The following is a 7,593-nucleotide window of genomic DNA, read 5'->3' on the forward strand; positions in this document are numbered from 1 at the left end:
TGGAAGGACTTCAACAGCCGGTGGCCGAGGATCGTCGCCTCGTCGGCCATCAGCGTTGCGAGTTGGGGCGGCATCTGTCTTGGGTCCATAGCTGTCATATCGGGTCTTGAGCCGTGAGCGAACCATCCATCGACAAGATCATCGAACGCCTGCAATTCTGCATCGTGGACGCGCGGGCCATGCAACTCAAGATGTTGGAGCGGATTTTGTCAATATCGCTACTAGAAGCCCATGAACTCAAGGAAAATTCAGGACATGAGCGCCCCAACAGGCCTCACTGAAACGAAATTCGATTGCTTTAAAAGGTAAAAGCAACGGTCGTTCCCACGTCCGCAGTCGCGCGAAGCCCGGTGATCGCCGATTTTGGCGCGATTGCCCGCTTTGTGTGGCGCGGTTGTGCGTCGATCGTGTCAGGCGCGGTCGCGTGGCACGGCCGGTCGAGCTGGATCAGGTCGCGGTGCGGCGCACCCGCAGCCGCCGAATCACCGCGTCAGTCGCCAACAAAGCGCACGGCATCCGCGATATCGGCGCGATTGGTGCGATAGGAATTGGCCTTGTGCTCGCGATCAGGATAACCGAACGAGATGCCGCAGACCACGCGGCGGTCATCGCCAAGACTGAAATGCTGCCGCACCAGGTCGGAATGGAAGGCGAGCGCTGCCTGCGGAACGGTCGCGACGCCAAGCGCCTGCGCTGCCAGCATGAAGCTCGTGACATAGCCGCCGCAATCGATCGCGCCATAGGTGCCGAGCGCCTCGTCGGTGTGAATGATCGCGACATGCGGCGCGCCGAACAGGTTGTAGTTCTCCAGCGCCTGCTTCGCGTAACCGGCCTTGTCGCCGCGTTCGATGCCGAGCGCATTGTAGAGCTGGAAGCCGCTCTCGCGCCTCCGCGCCAGATAAACGCCGGTGTATTCGCGCGGAAATGGGAAGTCGCCCGACGACGGCTTGCCGCTGGAAGCCGCCTCATACATCAGCTCGCGAAACCTTTGCGTCGCCGCGCCTGACGTGATCTCGACCCGCCAGGGCTGGCTGTTGCACCAGGACGCGGTCATCTGCGCCGTCTTCAGGATGCGTTCGATGATCGCGCGCGGCACAGGCTTAGGCCGGAAGCTGCGGCAGGAAAAGCGCGCGGCCATGAGCTGCTCGAGGACGGCGATGGGGTCTTGATCAGGCTTCGGCGCGGCTGATGTCATTGAGAACCTTCTACGTATTTCGAGCGGGAGCTCACGCTTCCCTCCACATCCCGTCATTCCGGGGCGCAGCGGAACGCTGCGACCCCGGAATCTCGAAATGAGTCATCTCCAGATTCCGGGTTCGAGGCCTGCGGCCTCGCCCCGGAATGACGGAATTTTTCTACCGTCCCTTGGTCGGCACCTTGTTGAACGGCACGTCCTTGTCGACCCTGATGTCGCCGGGCAACCCGAGCACACGTTCGGCGATGATGTTGCGCAGGATCTCGTCGGTGCCGCCGGCGATGCGCATCGAGGGCGAACTCAAGAGCATCTGCTGAAACTGGCCTTGCGCCGTCTCCTCGTCGTTTCCCGTGAGCGCGCCGGCGGCCCCTTCGAGGTCCATGGCATAGGTCGCGATGTCCTGCAGCATGGTGCCGGCGACCAGCTTGCCGATCGAGTTCTCCGGACCCGGACGATCGCCACGCGACAGCGCCGAGATGGCGCGGTAGCTGGTGTATTTCAGCCCGCTCGCCTTCACCGCCCAGGACGCCAGCTTCGCGCGGGTGGCGCGATCGTCGATCGCAAGCCCGTTCTCGGTCATCAGATCGGAGCAGAACGCAAAGATCTCCGGGAAGCCGGTCGCGAGCCGCGCGCCGATCGACATGCGCTCGTTCATCAACGTCGTCAGCGATACGTTCCAGCCGTCGCCGACATTGCCTAGCCGCTGGCTGTCCGGAATCACCACGTCGGTGAAATAGACCTCGTTGAACTCCTGCATACCGTTGGCCTGCTTGATCGGCCTGATCTCGACACCCGGGCTCTTCATGTCGAGGAAGAACATCGTCAGGCCCTTGTGCTTGGGCACATTGGGGTCGGTGCGGGTGATCAGGAGGCCGTAGTCGGAGTAGTGCGCGCCCGAGGTCCAGATCTTCTGGCCGTTGATGATCCAGTCGTCGCCCCGCTTCTCGGCGCGGGTGCGCAGGCCCGCGACATCAGAACCGCCGGCGGGCTCGGAGAACAGCTGGCACCAGATCTCCTCGCCCGAGGCGAGCTTCGGCAGATAGCGGCGCCTGTCGGCTTCATTGCCGTAGGCCATCACGGTCGGGCCGCACATGCCCTCGCCGATCTGGAACGGCTGCGTCAGCTTGCCGTAGACGCCCTCTTCCTGCTGCCAGATCACGCGCTCGATCGGCGTCGCGCCGCGGCCGCCATAGTCCTTTGGCCAGTGCAGGCAGGCCCAGCCGGCATCGAACTTCTTCTTCTGCCAGGCCTTGCCGACCTCGACGATATCAGCGTGCTTGAGGCGAATGCGCCCGAGCGAGGAGCTCGCGAGCTCATCCCCGAGCTGCTTCGGCGCGTTGGCGTCGATCCATGTGCGCGCCGTTTCGCGGAATGCCGCTTCCTGCGGGGTGTCGTCGAAGTTCATGAGCCAATTCTCACTTCGTAGGATGGGTTGAGCGAAGCGATACCCATCGATTGCATGAACGCGCGTGGAAAGATGATGGGTATCGCGTCGCTCAACCCATCCTACGATTCCGTCACGATTCTCACGACCGTCATTGCGAGCGAAGCGAAGCAATCCAGGGTCTCGTGCGCTGCTCTGGATTGCTTCGACGGGGCTGTAAGTTTTTAGACAAAAACGTGAACAAGGTTCTTGCTTCGATTCGGTTTCAGACTCGATCTGTTACGAAACTTGTTCTCGTTTCTGTCTATTTCCTGACAGTCCCGTCGCTTCGCTCCTCGCAATGACGGCAACTAATTTCGTCCCTTGGTCGGGATCTGGTTGAACGGCAGATCTTTGTCGACCCTGATATCTCCAGGCAACCCCAGCACGCGCTCGGCGATGATGTTGCGCATGATCTCGTCGGTGCCACCCTCGACGCGGGTACCGGGCGCGCGCAGCAGCATCGCCTGGAATTTGCCGCCGAGCTCCGCATCCGGTCCGCTGAGCACGCCGGCCGCGCCCTGCAGATCGAGCGCGAAGGTCGCGACGTCCTGGATCATCGAGGCCGCGACCAGCTTGCCGATCGAATTTTCCGGTCCCGGCCGCTCGCCTTTCGACAGCGCCGAGATGGCGCGGAGGCTGGTATATTTCAGGCCGCTCGCCTTCACCGCCCAGCCCGCGAGCTTTGAACGGACATTGCGGTCCTCGATCGCGAGACCGTCGTCGAGCGTCAGGTTGGAGCAGAATTCAAACAGTTCGGGGAAGCCGGTGGCGACACCGGCCCCGATCGACATGCGCTCGTTCATCAAGGTGGTCAGCGCCACGTTCCAACCGTCATTGACCGCACCGAGACGCTGCGAGTCCGGGATCACCACGTCGGTGAAATAGACCTCGTTGAAATCCGACTGCCCGCTCGCCTGCTTGATCGGCCTGACCTCGACGCCCCGGCTCTTCATGTCGAGGAAGAACATCGTCAGACCCTTGTGCTTGGGCACATTGGGGTCGGTGCGGGTCAACAGGATGCCGTAATCCGAGTAGTGCGCGCCGGAGGTCCAGATCTTCTGCCCGTTGACGACCCAGTCGTCACCGCGCTTTTCCGCGCGGGTGCGTAGCCCCGCGACATCGGAGCCGCCGGCCGGCTCGGAGAACAGCTGGCACCAGACCTTTTCGCCCGACGCCAGCGGCGGCAGATACTGCCGTTTATGCGCCTCCGAGGCGTAGGCCATCACGGTCGGCCCGCACATGCCATGGCCGATGATGAACATGGCCGAGAGCTTGCCGAACGGGCCCTCTTCCTGCTGCCAGATCACGCGCTCGATCGGCGAGGAACCGCGGCCGCCGTATTCTTTCGGCCAATGCAGGCAGGCCCAGCCGGCATCGGCCTTTTTCTTCTGCCAGGCTTTCGCCACCTCGAGAACGTTGGCATTCTTGAGCGCGGTGCGGCCGAGCGAAGAGGCGCGCAGCTCATCCTCATATTGCGTCGGCGCGTTGGTGGCGATCCATTCCCGCGCCGTGGCGCGAAACGCGGCCTCCTGCGGAGTGTCGTCGAAGTTCATCGGTTTGATCCCTTTCCGGGTCGTCATTCCGGGGCGATGCGCAGCATCGAACCCGGAATCCAGAAGTGACTCATTCGAGATTCCGGGTTCGCAGCGTCCGGCTGCGCCCCGGAATGACGTGGGTGCCTCAGGCCGCGTTTCGCTTGCGCATGCGGTCGATCAGCTGGTCTTCCCAATACGAGAGACTGCCCAGCCCCAGCGCCAGCGCGTTGGCGCGGCGGTAGTACATGTGGCAGTCGAACTCCCAGGTGAAGCCCATGCCGCCATGGACCTGGATGTTGTTCTTGGCACAGTGCTGGAACGCCTGCGTGGCGCTGATGCGTGCTGAGGCCGCGGCCTCCGACAATTCCGGTGCATTGGTCGAGAGCGCCCAGGCGCCGTAATAGCAATTGGAGCGCGCCAGCGTTGCCGACACATACATGTCAGCGAGGATGTGCTTGACCGCTTGGAACGAGCCGATCGGCCGGCCGAAGGCGATGCGGTCGAGCGCGTAGTCGCGGCCCATCTCCAGCGCGCGATCGGACCCGCCGACCTGCTCGAAGGCGGTCAGCACCGCGGCGCGATCGAGCACTTGCGTGAGGATGCTCCAACCTTCGCCGGCCGCGCCGAGCGGCTCGGCCTTGCAATTCTTGAAAGTCAGCTCGGCCTGGCCGCGGGTCGGGTCGAGATTGCTCAGCGCCTTGGCCACGACGCCGCCGGCTTTCATATCCACGAGGAATAGAGAAATGTCGCTGTCGCGGCCGGTCGCGGCGGTGCGCGCCGCGACGATGACGAAATCAGCGATGGCGCCATCGGCCACCGGTTTCTTGACGCCGTTCAAAACGTTGTTCGACGCCTCCAGCCTGACCGCCTTGGGCGACGGATTGCCCGAGCCCTCGAACAGCGCCAGAGTGCCGATCGCTTCGCCGCTTGCGATCTTCGGCAGCCAGGCCTGCTTCTGCGCGTCACTGCCGGCGAGCATCAAGGCTTCCGCCGCGAGATAGACCGTGGAGGAGAACGGCACCGGCGCCAAGGCCCGCCCCATTTCTTCTGCGATCACGCAGAGCTCGAGATGGCCGGCGCCGGCGCCGCCATATTCCTCGGGGATCGCGACGCCGAGAAAGCCCATCCCGGCGAGCCCTTTCCAGAGCTCGCGGTCATGGCTCTCCTTGCCGTCGAGTACCACGCGCACCGCTTTCGGCGGGCACTTTTCAGCGAGAAATTTCCGCGCCTGATCGCGCAGCTGCTTCTGGTCGTCGGAGAAATCGAAGTTCATGGCGTTGCTCTGCTGTTTGAAAGGCTTTTAGCCGTCGTCCCGGTCAGGCGCGCAATTTGCGCGCCGAGAACGCCGGGACCCATAACCACCGGCAGCTGTGTTTTTGCGAAACTACCAGTGGCCTGACATCGATGGTTCCCGGAGCATGGTTCCCGGCGTTCGCCGGGCCGACGGTGAGGGATGGGGTGAGCATCACAGCACGATCACATCCGTTGCCGGCGGATCGGCATAGAGCCGCTCGACCAGAGCGGCGCGGCGCTCCAGCCCCGCGCGCTGGTTGATGTAGCCCTTATCAGTCAGCTCATGGCCGTCGATGGAGGGCGGCTCCGTCATCAGCATGGCGCGCGCGATGCGCCGGCTGCTGGCTTCGCCACACGCTTTGTTATGTTGCTCGATGCCGCTCCTGAGGCAGGCGATAACGTCCGGATGCTTCACCACGTCGTCAAAGCTGGCATCGGGATTGCCGACCAGTTGCCGGCAGGCGTGCAGATTCGGCCAAGCCAACAGCCCGATCTCGCAGCGATCCTGCCCGGCCACCAGCGCGTCCTGGATCACCGGCGTCGCGGCCGCGATCGCATCGGTGCGCAGCGAGCCGACATGCACGAAGGTGCCGGTGGTGAGCTTGAAGTCTTCCACCACGCGTCCGGCGAAGATGATGCCCTGCACGGGATCATCGGGATCGACGAACACGCCGGCATCGCCGATGCGATAGAAGCCCTCCTCGTCGAACGCAGCCTTGGTCAACTCCGGCTGGCCGAAGTAGCCGGGCGTGACGTTGACGCCGCGCAGCCGCAGCTCGTACTTCGCACCTGCCGGCACCATCTTCAATTCGACGCCGGGAAACGGCAAGCCGATCAGGCCGACGCGCTCGGTGTTCCAATAGGTGCCGGTCGAGGTCGGGCCGGTCTCGGTCGAACCCCAGCCGGTGTAGAACACGATGCGCGCGCCGGTGGCGCGCACGGCCAATGCCTGCATGCGGTCATAAAGGTCGTCCGGCAGCCGCGCGCCGCCATAGCCCATCAGGCCGAGATCCTTGAAGAAGGAGCGGCACAGCGCGTCGTCCTTTTCCATCGCGCTCGCTAACGCGGCGTAGCCGACCGGCACGTTGGCGTAATAGGTCGGCGACACCTCGCGCAGGTTCTTGATGGTTTCATCGAACTGACCCGGCACCGGCCGGCCGTCGTCGATATAGAGCGTGCCGCCCTCGATCAGCAGCGGATTGAACAGCGCGTTGCCGCCCATGGTGTGATTCCAGGGCATCCAGTCCAGCACCGTCGCCACCGCCGCGTCGCTGCTGCGCGGCCGCACCTGCATCATCATCGCGGCGTTGGCGCACATCATGCGTTGCGTGTTGATGACGGCCTTGGGCATGCCGGTCGAGCCCGAGGTGAACAGCAGCTTGCCGATCGTCTCGGGCGCAATCTTCGCGATCGATGCTTCGACATCTGCTGTCACGGGCGTGGCCGCGAGATCGGCGAATGCGATGCTCTCGATGCCGTCGCAGGGACGCGCGACGTGGATCACGGTGACGCCGTCGAGCGGCAACGCCTGCAGCGCCTTCGCGAAGGTCGGGCCGTCCTGCACCACCAACGCGGCCGGCTTGATCAGGTCGAACAGATATTTGAGCTTGAGGTGATCCTGGCTGACAAGCGAATAGGCCGGCGACACCGGCGCGGCCGGCAGCCGCGCCTGCATCGCGGCCATGGTCATCAGCGCGTGCTCGATCGAATTGCCGGAGAGGATCGCGACGGGACCGTTAAGGCCCAGATCGAGCAGGCCCTGCGTCAGCGCGTCCACGCTGCGCTTGGCCTCGCCATACGAAATCTTGCGCCATTGCCGTTCGGGGCCGCTGCGCTGCGCGAGCCAGGTTCTATCGGGCGCCTCGCGCGCCCATTTCGCGAGCGACGCCGGAATGTGCGGCCCGTGTGCCTGCAGCGGAATCCGCGACTGCATGATGATGACGCCATTGTCGCGCTGTTCGATTGCGATGTCGCGCGCCAGCCAATCGACCTTGCGAAAGGCCGGCTTGTCCAGCACGCCGGCTGCAGTCCCATCCATTTTGCGTCTCCCGAAATATCGTCCTTTGCGGATCTTGATATTTATCTGCCTGTATAGACCGGCTTGCGTTTCTCGAGAAAGGCCTGAATGCCTTCCTTGAAATCTT

General features: G+C 63.7%; 5 protein-coding genes. All 5 read right to left on the reverse strand.

Annotated features, from left to right (window positions below):
• Positions 1-490 precede the first annotated feature (490 nt).
• Positions 491-1,138 carry a nitroreductase gene (locus tag WA702_RS03555; protein ID WP_425109150.1) on the reverse strand — a complete coding sequence of 216 codons (648 nt, stop codon included), beginning with the start codon at positions 1,136-1,138 and terminating at the stop codon, positions 491-493.
• A gap of 217 nt (positions 1,139-1,355) precedes the next feature.
• Positions 1,356-2,600, reverse strand: coding sequence for an acyl-CoA dehydrogenase (locus WA702_RS03560; protein WP_425109145.1), 1,245 nt, complete (start codon positions 2,598-2,600; stop codon positions 1,356-1,358).
• A gap of 329 nt (positions 2,601-2,929) precedes the next feature.
• Positions 2,930-4,174 (reverse strand): acyl-CoA dehydrogenase, encoded by a 1,245-nt coding sequence (locus tag WA702_RS03565; RefSeq protein ID WP_425109146.1) that lies wholly within the window; start codon positions 4,172-4,174, stop codon positions 2,930-2,932.
• Positions 4,175-4,301: 127 nt separating this feature from the next.
• Complete coding sequence (locus tag WA702_RS03570) at positions 4,302-5,429, reverse strand: acyl-CoA dehydrogenase family protein (RefSeq protein WP_425109147.1); 1,128 nt, start codon at positions 5,427-5,429, stop codon at positions 4,302-4,304.
• 192 nt (positions 5,430-5,621) lie between these two features.
• The gene (locus tag WA702_RS03575; protein WP_425109148.1) at positions 5,622-7,487 is read right to left on the reverse strand and encodes an AMP-binding protein; all 1,866 of its coding nucleotides are present in this window, start codon (positions 7,485-7,487) and stop codon (positions 5,622-5,624) included.
• Positions 7,488-7,593: the final 106 nt, after the last annotated feature.

Source organism: Bradyrhizobium sp. (assembly GCF_049798375.1).
Lineage (GTDB): Bacteria > Pseudomonadota > Alphaproteobacteria > Rhizobiales > Xanthobacteraceae > Bradyrhizobium.